Genomic DNA, 21,153 nt, shown 5'->3' on the forward strand with positions numbered 1-21,153 from the left:
AGTTAGCCCGCTTGCCTGCCGTCGAGATGGACACCCTGCAAACCGTGCGTCAGCTCAGTTTGAGTACTTTTACCGACCCGACGCGCAACAAAAGCGGCGGCCCGACGTGGTCGTCACCGTCATTACTGATGCTGCTGGAGATGGCGGAGCAAGGTTTTGGTTGGGGGATTTTGCCGCGCTGGCTGGTCGAGCAGTTTGGTCACGATGTTTTGCAAGAGTTGCCGGTTGCAGGCTGGCCGCAGCGTATTGACGTGGATGTGTTGTGGTCGAACAAAACGCCACCTGGGCCCGCAGGGCGCTGGATGATTGACCAGTTGCGGGCGCAGAGTTAAGCAGCCAATGTCGGATGACGCTTAGGCTTATCCGACCTACAAAACCATTGTAGAATCAGTCACCCAGGTCGGATAAACGCAGCGTCATCCAACAATGTTTATTTGCGTTTCGGCATCGTCTTCAACAATTCATCCGGGCTAATGGACGCCACAATATCGCTGCCCGGCAAAGGCATTTTGAGAATGTGATTCTTCATTTTGCCAATCACGTGCATTTCGCACGGCTTGCAGTCAAATTTCAGCGTCAGCACTTCATCCTGATGCACCAGTTGCATGGGGGTGGCTTTCCAGCTTTTCACCGAGCCTTTTGCCTGTTTCGGGCATAAGTTGAAGGCAAAACGCAGACAGTGCTTGGTTACCATCACCGGCACTTCGCCCTTTTCTTCGTGCGCTTCATACGCCGCATCAATCAATTTCACGCCGTAACGCTGATAGAATTCACGCGCTTTGTGGTTGTACACGTTGGCCAGGAAAGTGAGGTGTTCATCAGGGTAAACTGGCGCAGGCTCACTCACCGCTTTACGGCTGCCGCGTTGGTACTGCTGCAAACGCGCTTCACTCAGTTCGTCAATAGCTTCACGGCGTAACTGGTTAAGCTGGCTATTGGGAATAAACAACGCGGCAGGCAAATTCAGGTCGACTTTGCGTGCCTGGTACATGGTTTGCCCCAGTTTCGCCAGGCTGTCACGCAGGCTGCCGTAAGCCTTTTCTGGGTTGTTCGCCACTTCGAACTGCCCTTCCAGCGTTTTACTGACGCTCACACCTTCTTCACTGGTAATCGTCAGAACCAATTGTTCCTGCCAACCGCTTAACTCCATATCTACCGCAATCCGGCGTTCGCTGGACGTTTTCGTCAACGCCTGCTGCCAGTTATGGTCAAGGTTACGGTTCAGAGGATGGTTCGGACGCACGTTTTTCAGGGTTTCCGGCATTTCGTTTGGCCAGACGCGGTACTGATTTTTACCGGTTTTCTCTACGGTATTAGCACGGAAACCAACGATTTCACGTTTAATCAGCACGTTCAGGCCATCGCCGTTGGTCAATGAATCGCTGACATTCACATCAAGGAAATCTTTGCCGACTTTCAGCACTTCGCCCACTGGCAGGCCGATGTATTTCGGTGAATCGAACGCGCCGATATCGATTTTGCGCTCGTTAACGAAATAGTCGGTGCTACCACGGTGGAAAGTTTTGTCCGGCGAAGGAATAAAGAAATGCGAGGTCACGCCCGAAGAAGCACGAACCAGATCGGTGCGCTGCTCCATTAATTCATCCAGCAACTGACGGTAATACGAGGTGATGTTTTTCACATAGCTCATATCTTTGTAGCGCCCTTCTATCTTGAAGGAACGCACACCAGCATCGACCAACGCCGCCAGGTTGGCACTCTGGTCATTGTCTTTCATCGACAGCAGGTGTTTTTCATAGGCCACCACGCGGCCCTGATCGTCTTTAAGTGTGTACGGCAAACGGCAAGCCTGGGAGCAATCTCCACGGTTTGCACTGCGCCCTGTCTGGGCGTGGGAGATATTACACTGCCCGGAATACGCCACACACAACGCACCATGAATAAAGAATTCAATGGTGGCATCAACGTTTTCGTGGATAGCGCGAATTTGTTTGAGGTTCAATTCACGCGCCAGCACGATTTGCGAGAAACCCACATCAGAAAGGAACTTCGCTTTTTCTACACTACGAATGTCGCACTGGGTGCTGGCATGAATTTCAATCGGCGGCAGATCCATTTCCATCACGCCCATGTCCTGCACAATCAGCGCATCGACACCGGCCTGATACAGGTCGTGGATCATATGACGAGCGGGTTCGAGTTCGTTGTCATGCAGAATGGTGTTGAGCGTAACGAAAATTTTCGCCCCATAACGATGGGCAAACGGCACCAGTTCTGCAAGGTCTTGCAGACTGTTACCGGCATTATGGCGAGCGCCAAAGCCAGGCCCACCGATGTAAACCGCATCCGCACCATGCAAAATGGCTTCACGGGCAATGGCGGTATCACGGGCAGGACTGAGTAATTCGAGATGATTGGCGTGCAGGCGCATAGTGAATTTGTTTTCTGTGTTATGGGCGAAAGGCGGCCATTGTAGTCAGATTGGGCACGTATGCAAAGAGCTGCGCAGCCCATAGAAAATGGTGCATCCGCCTCCTCCGCTGCGATTTTTTTCCTCTGGGGCTTCATACACGCAGTAATAACACTGAATTAGCTAAAGATGCTGTACTAGATATTGATATAATTTATACTCACAATGGAAATAATTACCATGAGTTATCATATTAGGTCTGTTTATGTGGGAGCTAAATGAATGACAGAGTTAAGATAATTGAAAATGACAAAAAACCTCGAACACTCAAAGCTCTATCAATCAGAAGGTGTCCGGTTGCTCTACAGCAACTCATTACCCGGCATTCTGATTACCTTTATTGCGGCCACTACCCTTGCCTTCACTTTCACCAATAATAATCTGCATGCAAAAGTCATCTGGTGGCTGGTGATGACAGCTATTCTCGCCGTTCGAGTTGTTGATACACGCATGTGGTTAAAAAGCACCCCAGAAGGCAAAAGCAGAAAGAGTTGGACCATGCGGTTTTCTTGCGGATGTTTGCTCACCGCGTTGATGTGGAGCTTGTATGCGGTCATTTTCTACCAACAATTTTCTATCGAAGAACTCAGCTCTACCAATGTGATTCTGGCCGCCATGGCCGGAGGCGCAACCAGCATTCTTTCCGCTAATCTCATGCTTGCTTCGATATACAACATTATTATCCTGATACCAATGTCAGTTTTGCTCATGATGCAGCCCGAACAATATAAAATTAATCTTGGCGGTCTGGGGATTTGCTTCACGATAATAATGATCATCTCGTCAGCACGTTCCGCAAATTATATTAAAGAAGCCATTTTGTTACGTTACAGAAACAAAAAACTGGTCTCACGCATGGAAGAAACTATCCGCATCAGGACTCAGGAAGTTTATGAGATCTCGAATAAAGATTCGTTAACCCGTTTATACAATCGCACAGCGTTCTTATCTGCCGTCGAACGTGTAGAGCAAGATTTCAACCTACACCATATAACAGGCTTTGCCATCTTTTTTATCGATCTGGATGGTTTTAAAAATATTAATGACACGCTCGGTCATAATGCTGGCGACAACGTATTAGTGAATATCAGTGAGCGGCTAAAAAGCTGTAATGCCGCTGACACGCTAATGTGCCGCTGGGGCGGAGATGAGTTTATCTTGCTGGTAAAAGAAAACCGACATCAGACGATCCGCGCGCTGGCGCAAAAAATTACCGCCACCCTTTCTCAGCCCATAGATTTAGGCGACCAAACCATCACCCTCAACGCCACCATTGGGATTTCAGTGTGCCCGGAACATGACACCTCAGTCACGCGCCTTATCCAACTGGCTGATATCGCCATGTATTCGCAAAAGGGCAAATATCCGGAACGCATGGCTTTTTATAATCTCAATCTGGAACACAATCTGCATCGTAAAATCATGCTCAACGAGGCGTTAAAATGCGCACTTGAGCGCCAGGAACTGCGTCTGGTGTATCAACCCATTGTTGATTCCGCTGGCCAGATTGTCAGCTTTGAAGCCTTACTACGCTGGCATTATCAAGACCAGGAAATCTCGCCTGTTGAATTCATTCCCTTGCTGGAACAAAGCGGTCGCATTGTCGAAATCGGCAGTTGGGTTCTGGAAGAAGCCTGCAAAATGTTGGTGACGCTGCGCCAGGGCCACGCCGAAATCTGCATGTGCGTGAATATTTCTCTGATTCAGTTTTACGATAAAGATTTTGTGAATAACGTTAAGCAGGTTATCGAACAGCAGGCTATTCCCGGGCATTTGCTGCACCTGGAAGTGACGGAATCGATCTTCCAGTCTGAACAAATGCAGGTTAACCATAAAGTGAGTCAGTTGCAGAAGTGTGGTGTGAAATTTTCCGTCGATGATTTCGGGACCGGTTATTCAAGCCTTTCTGTTATCCAGAATATGAATATCGATTACATTAAAATCGACCGTTCATTTATTCAACACATCGAAAACAAAGGCTTGTCTATTGTGCAGGCGGTGATGGATATGTCTAAAACCCTCAACTTCCGGGTGATTGCTGAAGGTGTCGAAACCGAGACACAGCGCCATATGCTGGAACAGTGTGGCATCCCATATATGCAGGGTTACTTCTTCTCGCGCCCAATGGAACGCCAGGATGCGCTGGCTTATCTCGGAGATGCTTCGCATAAGTCGGAATAACGCAGCAACATTCGAGAATACGATCTTGCAGATTTTTCAATATCATCCGGTCTGTTGTTAACGGTTTGTAATGCTATAGTTTGCCGTCAACAATAAGGAAGATATGATGCGCTCGATTTCGATTCCGTTACCGACGGTGCTGACCGGTTTTGTTGCCGTATTAGTCGGCTACGCAAGTTCCGCAGCGATCATCTGGCAGGCCGCTGAGGCCGCGGGTGCTAACACCATGCAGATCGCCGGTTGGCTGACAATGCTGGGGATTGGCATGGGTATCAGCACCCTGGTACTGACAATTTGGTACCGCACGCCGATTCTCACCGCCTGGTCAACGCCAGGTGCTGCGCTGCTCGCCACCAGCCTGCCTGGGCATTCGCTAAACGAAGCCGTTGGCGTCTTTCTTTTCTCCTCGTTGTTGATTCTGCTGTGTGGTGCGACCGGCCTGTTCGCCCGCTTAATGCGCCTCATCCCTTCAACACTCTCCGCCGCCATGCTGGCGGGAATTTTGCTGCGCTTTGGCCTCGATGCCTTTACTTCATTGCAGGGCAATTTTTTGCTTTGCGCGAGCATGTTGCTTGGCTGGTTGTTGGCAAAAGCCTGGGCACCGCGTTATGCCGTCGTGGTCGCCATGGTTATCGGTCTGTTGGTCTGTGTGATGAGTGGAAATCTGCAAAGCGGCAGCGTGCCTGTGGCGATGGTGATGCCTGAGTTTACGGCTCCGCATTTTTCACTCAGCAGCTTGCTGGGTATCGGTATTCCGTTCTTCCTCGTCACGATGGCGTCACAAAATGCGCCCGGTGTCGCTACGCTAAAAGCTTCGGGTTATGACGTTCCCGTCTCACCGCTGATTGTCGTGACTGCCGCTATTGCTCTGCTGCTGGCACCGTTCGGTGTGTTTTCAATCTGTATTGCTGCAATCACGGCCGCAATTTGCCAGGGTTCCGAAGCTCATCCTGATCCGGCAAAACGCTGGCTTGCTGCCGCAGCCGCTGGGGTATTTTATTTACTGGCCGGTATTTTTGGCGGCTCGATAACCACATTACTCACCGCACTCCCGGTGGCTTATATTCATACCCTGGCAGGTTTGGCATTGCTGAGCACCATCGCCGGAAGCTTGTTTCAGGCGTTAAACCACGAACGGGAGCGCGATGCCGCGATAGTGACATTTTTGGTCACCGCGTCAGGCGTCAGTTTGTTGGGCGTGGGTTCTGCTTTTTGGGGACTGGTAGCGGGTGGAATCTGTTACGCGCTGTTCTCACTTTCCCGCCGCGCGTAGTTGCGAAGGTGTCACACCGATTGTGGCTTTAAAGCGATTGCTGAAATGGCTTGCCGAGCTAAATCCGCAAGCCATCGCAATATCGGTCAACGTTAACGGGCTGTTTTTCACCAGCGCTTCGGCGCGTAACATGCGCCGCTGCATCACATACTGATGCGGGGCAAGTTGTGTCGACTGCTTGAACATGCGCGCAAAATGAAACTCGCTCAAACCCGCTTCTACAGCCAGTTCAGTCAGGGTTAAAGGTTCGCTAAGATGTTGTTCAATGTACGCCTGGATATTGCGTAACACCACGGGAGCCAGCCCGCCACGCACATTCGGCAAGCGCCACTGCACATTGCTGTAAGTCTGCACCAGGTGGGTGAGCAACAATGTCGATGCGGTGCTTAACATCAAATGATTTGCCTGCTGTTGCCAGTCGCTGCTCAATAAAAAGTGGCGATATAACTGCGTAATGCGCGGGTCATCACTGAAGATTTTCTCATCGAGCTGGATAGCCGCCGGGCTGCGATCCCAGATTTGCTCGGCAATATTGCGCAGATGCTCATCAGTACAATACAGATGCACAAACGAAAAGTGATTGCGGATATCCCAGGTCGTTTCGCTCTCTTTTGGCATCAGGCAAAAACGGTCCGGCCCGCCACCATTCTTCCAGCCCGCCGAGGTTTTCTGATAGGTTTCGTAGCCCTCATTCACATACATGCTCAAGGTATGGTGATCGCTGCATTGTGTCACACGATCGAGGCTGTTTGACCACGCCGAGAGTTGAATCCCGGAGCCTAGCTGCACGTTATCTTCCAGCACCGCGTTGTGCTGGCGAAGATTTTCAAATGCGTGATACGGCTGGGTCATAACGGGCGGCCATCAAAGTTCAGGAGTCACAGTTTAAGTAGTGCGCGAGCCTGTTACCAGCCATTAACAATCCCTCCGGTAAAAAAAACCGCAAGAATATGCAAGCGCCGCAACTGCATGAAAGTATCTGCCCGCGCTTTCACCGATACTCCTGCCATCCGTTTCGGGAGATAACAACATGAATGCGTTACTTTATATTTTGGTGGTAGTGATTTGGGGTACAACGTGGCTAGCCATTTATATGCAGCAAGGCGTGGTATCCGTACCCGTTTCTATTTTCTGGCGTTTTGCCGTGGCGGCGATAGTGATGCTGGTGGTGCTGAAGGCATTGGGGCGCTTGCGTCGTATCAGTCTGCGCGACCATCTGTTCTGTATGCTGCAAGGCGGCTGCGTTTTCGGCTTTAACTTCGTCTGCTTTTATCATGCCGCCGCGTATATCAGCTCCGGCCTGGAATCGGTAATTTTCTCCATGGCGGTACTGTTTAACGCCGTGAATAGCATGATTTTCTTCCGCCAGCGCCCGCACAAAAGCTTGTTGCCAGCGGCGGTGCTCGGCATTTCTGGGGTGGTCGCCCTATTCTGGCATGACCTGGTCGCCACGCAACTGGCACCGTCGTTGCTGCTGGGGATCGGCTTAAGCGCGCTCGGTACTTTTGGTTTCTCGCTGGGCAATATGATCAGTACGCGGCATCAGCGCCGCGGGCTGGAGACTCTGTCCACCAATACCTACGCGATGTTTTATGGCACCGTGATCATGGGTGTGCTGGCTCTATTGCGTGGGGATTCGTTTATGCCGGAGTTCACGCTACGCTATCTGGGTTCGCTGTTCTATCTGGCGATTTTTGGTTCGGTGATTGCCTTTGGTGCCTATTTCACGCTGGTCGGGCGTATTGGTGCCAGCCAGGCGGCTTACAGCACGCTGCTGTTCCCGTTAGTCGCGCTTAGTCTGTCAACGCTCTATGAAGGTTACATCTGGCACAGCAATGCGATTATCGGGCTGGTGATGATCCTGCTGGGGAATCTGGTGATGTTCTCGAAACCGGGGATGTTTAACTTGCTGACGTGGCGCAAACGCACGGTGTAAAGCGATTAAAAAGGGAGCCAGGCTCCCTTTAGATTCACGATTTTTGTTGGGTATCAAATGTTGAGGCATCTGTCGCCAGATCATCAATAACCTGTTTAAGCGTATCCAGCGTCATCTCCGTATTTTCATTGCTTAAATCTTCGCCTTCGCCTTTACGCACCACACGCATCACCGTTTTCTGCGTTGCCGCATCAATGAGTTCCGCCTCGAAATAGAGGTTGGTGTTCATAGTACGGTGGCCCGTCGCCGCTTGCGTACCTGCGACAACCAGCGCAATAGGCACCACTTCGTAGAATTGCAGACCTTCTTTAGAACTGTCTACTGCGGTGATGGCACCACGGAAGATCAGGCTGCGAGGGCCTGATGTCGCCACCAGTGGGATGCGCGCTTGGGCAGCACTCTTAAGTTTGGTATTGGTGTAGTTCAACAAACCGTCCAACACTTTCCTGCCAATTTGTGTGTTCGGTTGTGGCTCCGGGTAATAGGTGATCGGGTTATACACCAGGCTGTCGTAATTGCTCCCTTTATAGTCAGGGTCAACCCAACGCACGATAGTTCTGCCCGTGGTCGTTTCAGTTTTTTCCAGCCCAGAATAGTCTTTTAAGAATCCTGAATATTTTTCAGGTTCCGGTGTAGAAGAAGCACAACCCGCTAACGCTAATATTCCTGTAAGACAGACTACTTTTAAAAACATTGAAGTTTTCATTAATCCTCCGTTTAGATTGCATGTAAGCGAGCGCGTTATAGCAATAAAAAGGAGAATAATAAGCGGTGAAAAATGCTAATGAGTTTAAAACCAAACTTTTCAGAGTGAATTTTATTGCTACTCACAGATAAATAATAATTATTTTTGTATGTATAATCTAAAATACATAATTACGACAAATAATAAGGAATAAACATGATCCCTCATCTGCGCATTGCCCGACCAGTTACCGATCTTGCAGAAAGTAAAAAGTTGTATTGCCTCGGCTTAGGTTTGCAAGAACTGGGGAATTTTGATGAACATGATGGTTTTAGCGGCATCATGCTAGGGCGTAGCGATTTAAGCTGGCACCTTGAGTTTACTGTGTGCCACCGCCACCCGGTAGAACCTGCGGCTACCGTGGACGACCTGTTGGTACTTTATTATCCAGATAACATCCTATGGCAAAAAACCTGCCAGCAAATGCTGAATGCAGGTTTTTTAACCATTAATAGTTTTAATCCTTATTGGGATGTCGCCGGTCGTACCTTTATTGATAACGATGGCTATCGCACTGTGTTACAAAACCGCGCGTGGCCAATAGGTTAATTTTTGCGTGCCAACATAGTGGCGAAACGTAATTTAATACGATTACCTTGCTCGTCGGTCTTATGTAATTCACCGACATCTTCGTTATATTTAAGTAATTCCCAGCCCGCGTAATAATTGCGTAATTCACCTTCAGCAAAAGCAAATGGAAAACCGACAGTACAAGGGAAATCTTCGGTGTCCATGGCGGCAACGATTAAGTTATAGCCCCCGGGTTTGGTGCAACGCTGCATATTCGCAATTAATCGAGGAATGGTATCGCGTTCTAAAAACATCATCACCACAGTCGACAGGATAAAGTCGTACTCACCGTCGAACGCCAATGTGTTCAAATCGACCACATCGGTGATGATGTTTTTCAGCCCTTCTGCTGCAATAATTTTATTCAGGTTGCTGATACTCATCTGGTTTTTATCCCAGGCGGTCACATCAAACCCTTTTTGATTCAGATACAAACTGTTGCGCCCGCTGCCACAACCGAGATCCAGCGTTTTACCCGGTGGGACGATGGTGACCGCATTCAGCACTTCAGAGTGAGTGCGGGTTAAACCATATTTCTCGGTGTAATAGTTTTCAGAAGCCATCTTAATTTGTCCTTTTCGTAGGCCGTTCGCTACGTAACAGTAATTTACCCTGGTAAAGCAAGGCAACCGTGCGCACCAGTAACAGACCGATAATAACATTAGTGAAAATAAACAGCGGCAGTGCGATGGCGCTAAAAAGCCCGTCATTACTGCTGTGGCTTAAATGCAGCGCCGTCGTCGCCAGGGCAGAAAGACCGAACGAGAAGCTCCAGAACGACGCGTTAAAGGGTTGCTTCAGATACCAGGGCATCAGGCGCAACATGAACAGCAATTGCAGCAGCCCGTAACCAAACAGCATTTTGGCGAAGAAATCCGCTTGCCCACCGTTGACACTCAGGTACGCATTGCACGCCACCAACGCCGGAGCAAGCTGGATACCAAGCGAGGTACGCACAGGGGTCGGTAACTCACCGCCGCTACGCAAACGTTGCAAAATAGCAGGCTCAAGACTTAACCAGGAAAATACCCCCGCCCCGAAGAATAAAATCCCCAGATCGTGATATCCCAGCGCTCCGCAAGCCATGGCGCTGATAAAATTATTCGCCACCGTCGGCAAATAAAGCCCTGGAGTGGTGTCAGCCGCCGGAAGCTTGCCCCGCCACATCCCCGCACTTTGCCATGCCGCGTAAGCCAGTTGCACCAGCGCGCCGAAGGCAAACAGCCCAGCAGCCAAAAAGCGAAAGTAAGGTTCCAGCGCGATAGAAACCAGCATCGTGGTTGCGGGGAATAAGCTGACAAAGCTCCCCTTTAGCGGGTGATTGATTTCTTCTACCACGCTGTGCGGATATTTAACCAGACGCACGATAAAAGCCACGGCTAACGCCAGCCAGATAGCCATCGCCAGGCTTTCCAGTGCATCACCAATGGCAGGTGAAACTGACCAAATTTTGGCGGCATAACGCCACGCAAAGCCCATGCCGATGACACCAAGCACGATGCCAAAATACCCAGCCGGGAGGTTGAGCATGGGACGGGTTACTGATTTATCCATTTATTTTAAATCTTAAAATTTAGTTTGGGTGCATTTTATGCGATGGCGCAGCAGAACACCACCAGGGGATTTACCTGCTACGTTTTAAACAGCGATTGAAACAAATACTGAGGCACATCGGATGAACAAGTATCAGCTAATGGGTGACGCACGTCTGCATGATTATCTGGTTGATGGCACAAAACAACAGGTGAAACTTTGGCAGGTGGTCGCACTTTGCGATTTCAGCGATGTTAAAGCCGGGCAACTTGGGGGCTGGATTGAAAACGAAGACAATCTCAGCCAGCAAGGCCATTGCTGGATTTATGGCCACGAAAGCGTGGTTTTCGGTGGCTCATGCGTGACTGAGGATGCGCAAATTCATGGCAGCTCTACCCTTTGCCACCAGGCTCATGTCAGCGGTAAAAGCTTCGTTGAACAATCACTGATCAGCGGTGAATGCCGGATTTTCGATGCAGCTCGCATCCTGAACGGCAGCCAGGTGATTGCCGTTCGTGGGTTGACTGCCGACGACAATAAGTTGCTGCAAATTTACGGCAACGCCACCATAAACGCATCCCGCGTGGTACATCAGGCGCAAGTTTTTGGCAATGCCCTGGTCAACAATGCTTTTATTGAACACCGCGCCGAAGTCTTCGGCCACGCCATTCTTGAAGGCAACGACGAGAACAATATTTGGGTTTGCGACTGTGCGCGCGTGTTTGACAATGCGCGGATTATTGCCGGGCGCGGCGATGACCAAATCCCAACTATTCGTTACTCTTCGCAAGTTTATGGTAACGCGCTGATTAAAGGCGATTGTGTATTAAAACATCAGGTGCATATTTTCGATGATGCCACGCTTATCGGCGGGCCGATTCAGCTCGACAACAAGGTGCAAATCTACGGCCAGGCGCGCATTACCGGTAATGTGTTAATCGAGAATAGCGTGAACATTTACGATAAGGCGGCGGTCGATGGTTTGGGAGGCGAACTGATTCATATTCGTGGGATTAAGGATATTAACGGCGAACAACGTGTCACGCGCTCGCCATTTTATGGCGTGTATTGAGCCGAGCGGGAAAGGCTATCGCCCTGTTCCACGATTCGTCCGTAAATATTCTGGTCATAAAATACGCCGTTTAAAAACTCGGCCTGCTTCAGACAGCCTTCAAGCGTGAAGCCATTGCGCAACGCCACCTGGTTGCTGGCGGTATTACTGACGATGCACTTAATGACAAAACGGCGCACCATTCCTTCGCGGGAATATTTCTCAACCACGGCCTGTAGTGCGCGGGAAATAATCCCTTGCCCCTGAGCGTCTTTATCCAGCCAATAACCGATGTAAGCCACTTTATTAGTGGGTTCAATCTGGTTAAACGAAATGACCCCAACCATTTTCTGCTGCTGAAATATCAGGAACATTTTCGCGTAACCGCGATGATGCAACAGGTAGTTGCCCTGCGCCATTTTGCGCGAATCCTCAACCGACAAAACATATTGCGGCCAATCCATCGCCATTCGCAGACAGGCTTTATTCTTCTGCACCAGCGCAAAGATTTCATCCACGTAACGTTCGTGGATAGAGTGTAACGTAATGCTGTCGTCAATGTTAATCAGGTCGTCTTGCCAGTTATCGGAATCCCGCACGCTACCTCTCCTTCTTTGGTTTCTGTGGGAAATAATGGTGCAGAATAAATCTTTGCACCACCAGGTTTCCCCACTTTTGCACAATAGATTTGCCGCGCACCGCCTGCCACCGCTGAACTGAACGGTTTACCACGCTGGTATAGATATTGCTTAACATCTTTGTAACCCAAAGGAGACTCGGATGAAAGCGATCATAATTGGCGGCGGCATTGGTGGACTTTCAGCGGCAATTGCCCTGAAAAGATGTGGCATTGCAACGGAAGTCTATGAAGCGGTGAAAGAGATCAAACCCGTCGGTGCGGCGATTTCAATTTGGCCCAATGGCGTAAAATGCCTGAACTGGCTCGGCATGAAAGAGCAGCTTCAGCAACTCGGTGGGCCGATGGAATTTATGGCCTACAAAGAGTTTGTCCACGGCCAAACCCTGACGCGTTTTAGTCTCGATCCTTTAATCAAAAGCGTCGGCGAACGCCCCTATCCTGTGGCGCGGGCTGAACTGCAAGACATGCTGATCGATACCTATGGCCGCACAGATATTCAGTTTGGCAAACGCGTGGCTAAAGTTGAAGAATTTGATGGAGGCGTGCGGGCGTATTTTGAAGATGGGCATATCGCGGTGGGCGATGTATTAATTGCCGCTGATGGCACCCACTCCGTGATCCGCCCGTATGTTCTTGGTCACCAGACAGAACGCCGCTACGCCGGTTACGTTAACTGGAACGGTCTGGTGGAAATTGACGAATCTATTGCCCCGGCCAATCAATGGACAACATTTGTTGGCGAAGGAAAACGGGTTTCTTTAATGCCAGTTGCCGGTAATCGTTTTTACTTCTTCTTTGATGTTCCCCTTGAGAAAGGGTTACCAGAAGACCGCACCACCGTTAAAGCTGATTTAACGCGCTACTTTGCCGGTTGGGCTGAACCGGTACAAAAATTGATTTCCGCGATTAAACCCGACACCACCAACCGCATAGAAATTCATGATATCGAGCCATTTATGCAACTAGTGCGTGGGCGCGTGGCGCTACTCGGCGACTCCGGCCACAGCACCACGCCGGATATTGGCCAGGGTGGTTGTGCTGCCATGGAAGACGCGGTGGTACTGGCTATGGCGCTGCAAACCAACTCATTAGGCGTGGAAGATGCCCTGCAACGCTACCAGCAAAAACGTGCCTGGCGCGTCAAAGATCTGGTACTCAAAGCGCGTAAACGCTGCGATGTGACCCACGGAAAGGATATGAACATCACCCACAACTGGTATGAGGAACTGAAAAGCGAAACCGGTGAACGGGTACTTTCTGGGATGCGTGAAACTATTCTTGGCGGGCCGCTGGAGTAGAGAGTGAGTGGCACCCTTTTGTCGGATGACGCTGCGCTTATCCAACCTACAAATGCTATGGTTTTACACTCGTTTGTCGGATGACGTTGCGCTTATCCAACCTACAAATGCGATGGTTTTACACTCGTTTGCCGGATGACGCTGCGCTTATCCAACCTACGAAAACCGTGCCCTGTAGGGGGTAAGTGCAAACGTCATCCACCATTTTTTACTTCATGATGCGGTCATCAACGTATTTACGTTTATCCGGTGCTGGCGGGAAGTAGTGATACAACCAGGTTTCACTGATGGCATCGCCCTGGCAACGCAGGAACATGCGCATATCAACCGGATCGGTTGAGTCGTCGGTTGGGTACCAGTCAAACAGAATGCGGTAACCGTTGAACGGCTCGACGTACAAAATCTCAATCTGCCTGGCTTCACCGTTAGACAGCGTGATAACCGGCTCGATCCCTTTCGGTGCTGCGGCTTTCAAATCACCACCGATAAAATCAATCGCGAAACGGCGTGACCATTTCTCCGGGAAATGCTCGCCTGGTGCCCAACCTTCCGGGAAACTCCCCATTCCGGTGCGTGTTGCGTAAACGCGCGCCAGCGGCGACTGGATTGGCGGCAAACCACTCCAGTACAAGCGATATTTGAACGACAGTTCATCACCCGCTTTCACCGGTTTTTCCGGCTGCCAGAAGCAAACGATGTTATCCAGCGTTTCACCAGTAGTTGGGATTTCCATCAGCCCGATGGTACCTTTGCCCCACTTGTTCAGCGGTTCAACCCACAGACTTGGGCGTTTGTTATACCAGCCCATAATGTCCTGGTAGTTAGCAAACTCATGGTCTAGTTGCAGCAAACCAAACCCTTTCGGGTTGTTGTCGGTGTAAGCATTGAACTGCAATTTCTGCGGGTTATTCAATGGACGCGTCACCCACTCGCCATTTCCACGCCACATCGCCAGGCGGTCAGAGTCGTGAATTTGCGGGTGGATGGTGTCGCACATCCGGCGTTCGTTAGTGCCACATGCGAACATACTGGTCATCGGCGCGATACCCAGTTGCTTAATATCTTCACGCGCATACAGATGGTTTTCGACATCCATCACCACACGTTCGGATTCGCAGCTAATATTAAATTTGTAGGCTCCGGTGACGCTTGCGCTATCCAACAGAGCGTAGACCACAAATTTGCTGTCACCTGCTTTCGCGGTTTCAAACCAGAACGCGGTAAAGTCTGGGAACTCTTCCAGTTGGTCGGTATAGGTGTTGACCGCCAGCCCACGTGCAGACAAGCCGTACTGGTAAGTTTTATCTACCGCACGGAAGTAGCTCGCGCCAAGGAAGGAAACCACGTCACGACGCGCCAGTTCTGGCGATTTAAAGGCTTTAAACCCGGCAAAGCCAAGATCAATCTGGCCTTCAAGCTGTTTAGTATCTACGCCTGCATCGTTGTATTTGAACAGCTCAGGGCGGAAGTGAATTTCACGCGCCTGATGAGATGTGGCGTCAACAGAGAACATGCGTACCCGGCGGCGGAAGCCCATCCCCACGTGGAAAAACTGCACATCAAGCTGGCGGTTTTCAACGTTATTCCATAATGAATGGTCGGCATCATACTGAATGGCGTTGTAAGCCTGAGGCGTTAAGTTTGCCAGGGTGTCCGGCAACGGGCGCGGTTTGCCAACCCACGGTTTCTTCGACAGGTCGTGAGCCATTGACTGGAGCACAGAGAAATCGAACTCGGTGGTGCGACCATCGGCAATTTCAGACTCTGACGCGTAAGCGGCGCGTGAGAAGAGCGTGGCAAGTGAAGTTGTGCCGCTGACTGCGGCGAGAGCCATTGAGGCTTTGATAAAACGTCTACGGTTCATGCCTGAAAAATAGTCCTTCATTGTCGATGTGTTTGGTCCCACCAGGGGCAGAACAGCGGCAAAATCTAGACCGCACACTCTAGACAAAAATCACTGAAAAACCAATCAGAGACACAGACCTTTACGCAACGAATCACTAATTATTTCGTGATTTGTAGGGTGGATAAGCGTAAACGGTGGATGACGCTTTCGCTTACCCACCCTACAAAGAAAAACTTACTTCACACTGACATCAATACCCGGGAAATACTTCTTCGCAAGCGTAGTGATGGTGCCATCAGCACGCACTTTGTCGATTGCCGCATCAAGCTGCTTCTTGGTTGCTTCGTCGCCTTTACGCAAACCGTAGCCGATACCGCTGCCCAAAATGGTATCGTCGCTCACCGGCTTGCCGATAAAGCCAAAACCTTTGCCCTGCGGTTTACTCAGGAAACCGGCCTGCCCTGCGGCTGACATCACCAGCGACGCATCAATACGGCCATTGAGCAAATCACCCCACGCCATATTTTGATCTTTATAGGACACAACCGTGACACCGTGTTTTTCCCAGTGTTCTTTGGCATAAGTTTCCTGAATGGAACCTTGCAGAACACCGATAGTTTTACCCTTCAGCCCTTCTGGCGTGGCTTCCATACCGCTATCGACTTTGCCCACCAGTTGTGACGGAATACGGTAGATTGGCTGGGTAAAATCGATACTTTTACGGCGCTGTTCGGTGATGTTCATCGCCGAGTTAATCGCATCGAATTTCTTCGCCATCAGCCCCGGAATCAAGGCGTCAAATGAGGTTTCCACCCATGAACATTTCAGGCTTGCCGCTTGACAAATCGCGTTACCCAAATCGATATCAAACCCTTCCAGCTCGCCCGCCGTGTTACGGCTTTCAAACGGTGGATACTCGGCTTCCACGCCGTAACGCATTTCGCTTGCTGCAAAAGCAGAGAATGAAGCGCACATCCCAACCAATAAACTTAATACATAAACTTTTTTCATTATGACCTCGTATCAGCGTGGCTTAACCTGGCAAAGTGCCTGAGCACCCGCACGTAACGTAGCTTCATCTTTCGCAAATGACAAACGAATCAACTTGTTGTCTGTCCCATCGGTATAAAACGCAGAGAGCGGAATCGTCGCCACGCCATATTGAGTAATCAGGCGCTTCACCATTTCACTGTCAGATTCATCGCTGAAATGATCGAACTTCGCCAGCAGGAAGAACGACCCTGCACTTGGCAGCAGCTTAAATGGCGACTCCGCCAATAATGACTGCATTAAATCGCGCTTACGTTGATAAAACGCCGCCAGCGATAAATAAGTGTCCGGGTTTTTCATATATTCAGCAAACGCATGCTGCATCGGCGTGTCGGCGGAAAACATCAGGAACTGGTGCACTTTGCAGATTTCTGCCATCAGTTCCGCAGGAGCCAGGCAATACCCCACGCGCCAGCCGGTCACATGGAAGGTTTTACCAAATGACGAAACGATAACGCTGCGTTCGGCCAGTGCCGGATGCGTTGCCATGCCGTGATGGCGTTCACCATCAAACACGATGTGCTCGTAGACTTCATCGGACAGAATGATGATGTCGGTGTTACGCGTCAGCGCCGCCAGCATTTCCAGGTCATGGGCGTTGAACACCTGCCCGCTCGGGTTATGCGGCGTGTTGATAATGATCATACGCGTGCGTGGCGTGATTGCCGCGCGGACTTCATCCCAGTCAACGGTGAAATCCGGCAGCGCCAGTTTTAGCGCGACCGGTGTCGCCCCCTGCAAACGGACAATCGGTGCGTAGCTATCAAAAGAGGGTTCGAAGTAAATCACTTCGTCACCCGGATGCACTAACCCGCTGATGGCGGAATAAAGCCCTTCGCTGGCGCTGGCGGTGACTAAAATTTCATCGTCAACGTCATAATGTGAGCCATAAAGCGCCGCCACTTTTTCAGCGATCAGCGTTTTTAGCGGCCTGAAACCGGTCATCGATGCGTACTGGTTATGATTTTCCTGCATCGCTTTGCTGACACCCGCAACCAACTTCGGGTCAGGTGAAAAATTAGGTGCGCCTTGCGAAAGGTTGATGGCGTTATGTTGCGCCGACAGTTGGCCGATAACGGTAAAAATAGTGGTTCCAACATCCGGTAATTTTGAACGAAGTTGCACCGGGGTTTGCATGGTCATGGCCGCTCCTGTATATGCGCGATTTGCATAACTATTCAAACTGTAACGGGTTGCTACCACAACCGAATTGTTGTCATAATAGCCATGCAAAAAATTCATAGCTCAACGGAGAGCCATCACATATGCGGCGCAATTTCCCTCTGAATACGGTTGATGCTTTTCTGGTGACGGCCAAACATTTGAATCTGACTCGCGCCGCAAAAGAGCTTTGTCTGACGCAGGGCGCTGTGAGCCGTAAAATCTCAACACTCGAAGAATGGCTCGGCTATGCGCTGTTTGACCGCCATGCCCGTGGGCTGCATTTAACCCCGCAAGGCAACACCCTGCTGCCAGAAATGCAGCACGCCTTTGAGCATTTGTTGAGTGTGGCGAACAACGCCTGCCATAAATCCAGTGTCATCCGCCTGAAAGCCCCAACCTGCGCCATGCGCTGGCTGGTGCCAAAGCTTGTGCAACTGGAGAGCACCGCACCTGAAATCCAGGTGGCGCTCACCACCACCGTCGAACATGGCGTGAATTTCAAAAACGAGTCATATGATGCCGCGATTATTTTCGGACATACAGATAACCACGGCACGTTGCTGTTTGAGGAGTGCCTCACGCCGGTAGTCAGCCAACAGTTGCTCCCGGAAGAGCCGCTCACAGCCGAGATACTGAGCCGCTACACCTTCCTGCATCCCACACGCGATCGTACCGACTGGTCACTGTGGCTGGCGCAAAATACCGACATCGCTCCTGTTATGAATAAAAATCAACACTTCGACACCATGGATTTAGCGATCAGCGCCGCGATTCAAGGATTTGGTATCGCGATTGCCGATGCAACACTAGTGGCGGAAGATTTGCGGCGTGGCCGGTTGGTGCAGCCGTTTGCCCGCCAGGTGAAAACGGGGGCGTGTTATCGACTGGTGCTACGCCATGCAAATGAAAACAGCGCCGACCTTGAAGCCTTCAAACACAGTTTACTGACGCTAAGTGAATAATGGTGGATGACGCACCAAAGCGCGTAGGTCGGATAAGCGTGAGCGTCATCCGACATAATCGACATCACCCACGTCAATTGAAATGACCCCTGTTTATTTGCAGGACTCTTTTTTGCTACCGCTGTAACATATTCCCAACACAGCCGTTGCGCTGAATAGATTCGTCCGCATGATGGCGCCAGATCCTTCCTGAAGAGCATAACCATGATTGCCGTTGCTTTAGTTGATGACCACGTTGTAGTGCGCTCCGGTTTTGCGCAGTTGCTGAGCCTTGAGAGCGATATTGAAATTGTCGGGCAGTACAGTTCTGCCGCCGAAGCCTGGCCCGCGCTGATAAAACGCCAGCCCGATGTCGCCGTACTCGACATCGCCATGCCCGATGAAAATGGTTTGAGTTTGCTTAAACGCCTGCGCCAGCATCACCCTGGGTTTCGCGCCATCATTCTGAGCATTTACGACACCACTGCGTTTGTGCAAAGCGCGCTGGATGCCGGAGCAAGCGGTTATCTCACCAAACGCTGTGGCCCTGAAGAACTGGTGCAGGCGGTGCGCACCGTCGGTATGGGCGGCCATTATTTATGTGCCGATGCGCTACGCGCGTTACGCCACGCGGGGCAACCGGCCAAAGTTCTGGAAGCCCTCACCCCACGCGAGCACGAAGTTTTCGATTTGCTGATTAAAGGCGAAAGCGTCAAGCATATTGCCGAACAACTGAATCTCAGCCACAAAACCGTGCATGTGCATCGCGCCAATATCCTCGGCAAACTGCAATGCGAAAGCACCATCGAACTGGTGCACTTTGCCCTCGACCACCAACTGTTAACCGGGCACTAAATGTCTCGTTCGTGGCGTCATCTGTTGTTATCGCTGTTTATTGTTTTCGCCTGGGGGCTGACCTGGCTGGCGCTGTGGACGATTAGCTTCTACCTCACCAATAACGGCCAGCAAGCCACGCTACTGTTACCGCAAGGCGTGCATCTGGCGTTACTGATTTTGCTGCATCGCCGCTACTGGCCTGCGTTGTTTCTCCCGGTGTTCGGCCTGCTTGGCGGGCTTTGGCAACAGCAGTTGATGACCGAACCGGTGATGCTACTTTCCCCGTTGCTAAGTGCGATCCCCGCGCTGTTTGTCCAGCATTACTGGCACCGTTTCACCCTCTACTGGCAACGCTTGTCACTGTTGATGGCGGCGATCACCAGCGATGCGTTGCTACACACGCTGGTGCTAACCCCTTTTCTCTCCAGCAGCGCTTCGCAAACCTTGCTGGCCGCATTTACCGGCGGCGTAGTGCTCACGCCGTTTGTCTACCTGATTTATGAATACTTGCGCCAGCAACACCTCGAAAGCCTTTTGGCGCAAGAAACGCCCAATCCTCCGCTGCGCACCTCGTTGCTAATCTGGTGCAGCCTGTTTTTCATCATTGGCGTGGGTGCGCAAATGGTGGTGTCGCCTGAAATCGAACGCTTGTTGTTGATTGTGGTGTTTTTGCCAAACGTGGTGATGGCCTACAAATTTGGCTGGCAAGGCGGCGTACTTGCCGCACTGTTGGGCAGTATGATGATTACCATCGCCCGGCAAATTGGTAGTGGTTTTAACGGGCTGATGGAAATGGAGCTGTTTCTTTCCACTCAGGCGTTGCTGGGCATTGGGCTGGGGATTGCGATAAGCCGTCAGCAGCATCTTGCCAATAATCTGCACCGTTATCGCCAACGGCTGGAAGTGGAATTACAGGCCAGGCGCGAGCTAATGGAACAACTGGTGCATACCGAAGAAGACACGCGCAAAGATCTGGCGCGTGAGCTGCACGACGAAATTGGCCAGAATATTACCGCGATTCAAATCCAGTCGATGCTGGTAAAACGCACCGCCAGCGGCGATGCCACGGTGCTCGCCGCCGAGCAAATCAACCAGCTTGCCCAACGCATTCACCACTCGACTCGCCATCTGTTGCGCCAGCTTCGCCCGCCGGTGCTGGACGAAATCTCGCTCGATAAAGCGCTGCATCATTTGATTCAGGAGTTCGCCTTTGCCGAACGCGGTATCACCTGCCGCTTCCATTACGATTTACCCGGCCAGCCCGCCAGCGATCCGGTGATTTTTACCCTCTATCGCCTGGTGCAGGAACTACTCAACAATATCTGTAAACACGCCGACGCCAGCCTGATTGAGATCTCTTTAACCCAACAACCCGCAGGCGTGCGCCTGGAAGTCAAAGACGATGGCATCGGCTTTAGCGGTAACACCCATAACGGCCAGGGATTACAAGGGATCGCGGAACGCATTCGCGCGTTAGGTGGGGATTTGCAGATTGAAAGCCAGTCCGGCACACGCGTAATTGTTAACTTGCCCACACTTTTTCAACAAAATCAGGGATAACCAGGAAAAATTCCTGGTTGGCTAAAACCTTGTCTCATCCCCTTTGTATCTGCGTTTTCTATAGTCATTCCAATCCGGAGGAATCAGATGATTTCCG

Annotated in this window: 19 protein-coding genes; 10 read left to right on the forward strand and 9 right to left on the reverse strand. The window is 50.8% G+C overall.

Annotation, left to right across the window (positions count from 1 at the left end; all coding sequences use genetic code 11):
• On the forward strand, positions 1 to 332 hold a 332-nt coding region (locus tag MES37_RS17535; protein ID WP_237932171.1), incomplete at its 5' end, for a LysR substrate-binding domain-containing protein.
• Positions 333 to 430: 98 nt separating this feature from the next.
• Here MES37_RS17535 and MES37_RS17540 read toward each other — a convergent pair.
• Positions 431 to 2,392 (reverse strand): peptidase U32 family protein, encoded by a 1,962-nt coding sequence (locus MES37_RS17540; RefSeq protein WP_237932173.1) that lies wholly within the window; start codon positions 2,390 to 2,392, stop codon positions 431 to 433.
• Positions 2,393 to 2,677: 285 nt separating this feature from the next.
• Between MES37_RS17540 and MES37_RS17545 the strand changes: the two genes are divergently transcribed.
• A complete protein-coding gene (locus tag MES37_RS17545) occupies positions 2,678 to 4,612 on the forward strand; it encodes a putative bifunctional diguanylate cyclase/phosphodiesterase (protein WP_064547080.1) in 1,935 nt (644 codons plus the stop codon).
• Positions 4,613 to 4,718: 106 nt separating this feature from the next.
• Positions 4,719 to 5,885, forward strand: a complete 1,167-nt coding sequence (locus MES37_RS17550; RefSeq protein ID WP_064547082.1) for a benzoate/H(+) symporter BenE family transporter — start codon at positions 4,719 to 4,721, stop codon at positions 5,883 to 5,885.
• On the opposite strand, the gene MES37_RS17555 is transcribed toward MES37_RS17550, so the two are convergent.
• On the reverse strand, positions 5,865 to 6,737 hold the full coding sequence (locus tag MES37_RS17555; protein WP_064547084.1) for an AraC family transcriptional regulator: 873 nt from the start codon (positions 6,735 to 6,737) through the stop codon (positions 5,865 to 5,867). The two genes, MES37_RS17550 and MES37_RS17555, sit on opposite strands and share 21 nt — an antisense overlap.
• Positions 6,738 to 6,915: 178 nt before the next feature.
• On the opposite strand from MES37_RS17555, the gene MES37_RS17560 reads away from it, so the two are divergent.
• Positions 6,916 to 7,821, forward strand: a complete 906-nt coding sequence (locus MES37_RS17560) for a DMT family transporter (protein ID WP_237932175.1) — start codon at positions 6,916 to 6,918, stop codon at positions 7,819 to 7,821.
• 34 nt (positions 7,822 to 7,855) lie between these two features.
• On the opposite strand, the gene MES37_RS17565 is transcribed toward MES37_RS17560, so the two are convergent.
• Entirely contained in the window at positions 7,856 to 8,527 is a 672-nt protein-coding gene (locus tag MES37_RS17565) for a DUF3313 domain-containing protein (protein WP_121813368.1), read from the reverse strand.
• A 195-nt stretch (positions 8,528 to 8,722) separates the two neighbouring features.
• On the opposite strand from MES37_RS17565, the gene MES37_RS17570 reads away from it, so the two are divergent.
• Positions 8,723 to 9,115 (forward strand): VOC family protein, encoded by a 393-nt coding sequence (locus MES37_RS17570; RefSeq protein ID WP_121813367.1) that lies wholly within the window; start codon positions 8,723 to 8,725, stop codon positions 9,113 to 9,115.
• Here the strand turns inward: MES37_RS17570 and tehB are convergent.
• Entirely contained in the window at positions 9,112 to 9,699 is a 588-nt protein-coding gene (gene tehB / locus MES37_RS17575; protein WP_273694545.1) for a tellurite resistance methyltransferase TehB, read from the reverse strand. The genes MES37_RS17570 and tehB overlap by 4 nt on opposite strands.
• Before the next feature lies 1 nt (position 9,700).
• On the reverse strand, positions 9,701 to 10,690 hold the full coding sequence (gene tehA / locus MES37_RS17580; protein WP_064547092.1) for a dicarboxylate transporter/tellurite-resistance protein TehA: 990 nt from the start codon (positions 10,688 to 10,690) through the stop codon (positions 9,701 to 9,703).
• 121 nt (positions 10,691 to 10,811) lie between these two features.
• On the opposite strand from tehA, the gene ydcK reads away from it, so the two are divergent.
• A complete protein-coding gene (gene ydcK, locus MES37_RS17585; RefSeq protein WP_232885964.1) occupies positions 10,812 to 11,741 on the forward strand; it encodes a YdcK family protein in 930 nt (309 codons plus the stop codon).
• On the opposite strand, the gene rimL is transcribed toward ydcK, so the two are convergent.
• Positions 11,726 to 12,319 carry a 50S ribosomal protein L7/L12-serine acetyltransferase gene (gene rimL / locus MES37_RS17590; RefSeq protein ID WP_237932177.1) on the reverse strand — a complete coding sequence of 198 codons (594 nt, stop codon included), beginning with the start codon at positions 12,317 to 12,319 and terminating at the stop codon, positions 11,726 to 11,728. The genes ydcK and rimL overlap by 16 nt on opposite strands.
• Positions 12,320 to 12,500: 181 nt before the next feature.
• Here rimL and hpxO point away from each other — a divergent pair, with 181 nt between their 5' ends.
• On the forward strand, positions 12,501 to 13,658 hold the full coding sequence (hpxO, locus tag MES37_RS17595; RefSeq protein WP_064547100.1) for an FAD-dependent urate hydroxylase HpxO: 1,158 nt from the start codon (positions 12,501 to 12,503) through the stop codon (positions 13,656 to 13,658).
• 208 nt (positions 13,659 to 13,866) lie between these two features.
• On the opposite strand, the gene MES37_RS17600 is transcribed toward hpxO, so the two are convergent.
• From MES37_RS17600 to MES37_RS17610, 3 genes are all read right to left on the reverse strand, one after another.
• Positions 13,867 to 15,522: a glucan biosynthesis protein D gene (locus MES37_RS17600; RefSeq protein ID WP_237932180.1), complete on the reverse strand. Its 1,656-nt coding sequence runs from the start codon at positions 15,520 to 15,522 to the stop codon at positions 13,867 to 13,869.
• A 216-nt stretch (positions 15,523 to 15,738) separates the two neighbouring features.
• On the reverse strand, positions 15,739 to 16,515 hold the full coding sequence (locus MES37_RS17605; protein WP_064547104.1) for an ABC transporter substrate-binding protein: 777 nt from the start codon (positions 16,513 to 16,515) through the stop codon (positions 15,739 to 15,741).
• Between the two features lie 12 nt (positions 16,516 to 16,527).
• Positions 16,528 to 17,697 (reverse strand): pyridoxal phosphate-dependent aminotransferase, encoded by a 1,170-nt coding sequence (locus tag MES37_RS17610; protein WP_064547106.1) that lies wholly within the window; start codon positions 17,695 to 17,697, stop codon positions 16,528 to 16,530.
• A gap of 122 nt (positions 17,698 to 17,819) precedes the next feature.
• Here MES37_RS17610 and MES37_RS17615 point away from each other — a divergent pair, with 122 nt between their 5' ends.
• From MES37_RS17615 to MES37_RS17625, 3 genes are all read left to right on the forward strand, one after another.
• Positions 17,820 to 18,680: a LysR substrate-binding domain-containing protein gene (locus tag MES37_RS17615; RefSeq protein ID WP_064547108.1), complete on the forward strand. Its 861-nt coding sequence runs from the start codon at positions 17,820 to 17,822 to the stop codon at positions 18,678 to 18,680.
• A gap of 204 nt (positions 18,681 to 18,884) precedes the next feature.
• The gene (locus MES37_RS17620) at positions 18,885 to 19,514 is read left to right on the forward strand and encodes a response regulator transcription factor (protein ID WP_121813359.1); all 630 of its coding nucleotides are present in this window, start codon (positions 18,885 to 18,887) and stop codon (positions 19,512 to 19,514) included.
• The gene (locus tag MES37_RS17625; protein WP_121813358.1) at positions 19,515 to 21,056 is read left to right on the forward strand and encodes an MASE1 domain-containing sensor histidine kinase; all 1,542 of its coding nucleotides are present in this window, start codon (positions 19,515 to 19,517) and stop codon (positions 21,054 to 21,056) included.
• Positions 21,057 to 21,153: the final 97 nt, after the last annotated feature.

It is taken from the genome of Buttiauxella sp. S19-1 (assembly GCF_022134725.1).
In the GTDB taxonomy this organism is placed as follows: domain Bacteria; phylum Pseudomonadota; class Gammaproteobacteria; order Enterobacterales; family Enterobacteriaceae; genus Buttiauxella; species Buttiauxella ferragutiae.

Excerpts from the sequence above, each read along its gene's own strand:
- MES37_RS17620 (WP_121813359.1), top strand. The coding sequence starts at position 18,885 with ATGATTGCCGTTGCTTTAGTTGATGACCACGTTGTAGTGCGCTCCGGT.
- MES37_RS17570 (WP_121813367.1), top strand. The coding sequence starts at position 8,723 with ATGATCCCTCATCTGCGCATTGCCCGACCAGTTACCGATCTTGCAGAA.
- tehB (WP_273694545.1), bottom strand. The coding sequence starts at position 9,699 with ATGGCTTCTGAAAACTATTACACCGAGAAATATGGTTTAACCCGCACT.
- MES37_RS17600 (WP_237932180.1), bottom strand. The coding sequence starts at position 15,522 with ATGAACCGTAGACGTTTTATCAAAGCCTCAATGGCTCTCGCCGCAGTC.
- MES37_RS17560 (WP_237932175.1), top strand. The coding sequence starts at position 6,916 with ATGAATGCGTTACTTTATATTTTGGTGGTAGTGATTTGGGGTACAACG.
- hpxO (WP_064547100.1), top strand. The coding sequence starts at position 12,501 with ATGAAAGCGATCATAATTGGCGGCGGCATTGGTGGACTTTCAGCGGCA.
- MES37_RS17565 (WP_121813368.1), bottom strand. The coding sequence starts at position 8,527 with ATGAAAACTTCAATGTTTTTAAAAGTAGTCTGTCTTACAGGAATATTA.
- MES37_RS17615 (WP_064547108.1), top strand. The coding sequence starts at position 17,820 with ATGCGGCGCAATTTCCCTCTGAATACGGTTGATGCTTTTCTGGTGACG.
- MES37_RS17555 (WP_064547084.1), bottom strand. The coding sequence starts at position 6,737 with ATGACCCAGCCGTATCACGCATTTGAAAATCTTCGCCAGCACAACGCG.
- MES37_RS17625 (WP_121813358.1), top strand. The coding sequence starts at position 19,515 with ATGTCTCGTTCGTGGCGTCATCTGTTGTTATCGCTGTTTATTGTTTTC.
- MES37_RS17545 (WP_064547080.1), top strand. The coding sequence starts at position 2,678 with ATGACAAAAAACCTCGAACACTCAAAGCTCTATCAATCAGAAGGTGTC.
- tehA (WP_064547092.1), bottom strand. The coding sequence starts at position 10,690 with ATGGATAAATCAGTAACCCGTCCCATGCTCAACCTCCCGGCTGGGTAT.
- ydcK (WP_232885964.1), top strand. The coding sequence starts at position 10,812 with ATGAACAAGTATCAGCTAATGGGTGACGCACGTCTGCATGATTATCTG.
- MES37_RS17540 (WP_237932173.1), bottom strand. The coding sequence starts at position 2,392 with ATGCGCCTGCACGCCAATCATCTCGAATTACTCAGTCCTGCCCGTGAT.
- MES37_RS17605 (WP_064547104.1), bottom strand. The coding sequence starts at position 16,515 with ATGAAAAAAGTTTATGTATTAAGTTTATTGGTTGGGATGTGCGCTTCA.
- MES37_RS17550 (WP_064547082.1), top strand. The coding sequence starts at position 4,719 with ATGCGCTCGATTTCGATTCCGTTACCGACGGTGCTGACCGGTTTTGTT.
- MES37_RS17610 (WP_064547106.1), bottom strand. The coding sequence starts at position 17,697 with ATGACCATGCAAACCCCGGTGCAACTTCGTTCAAAATTACCGGATGTT.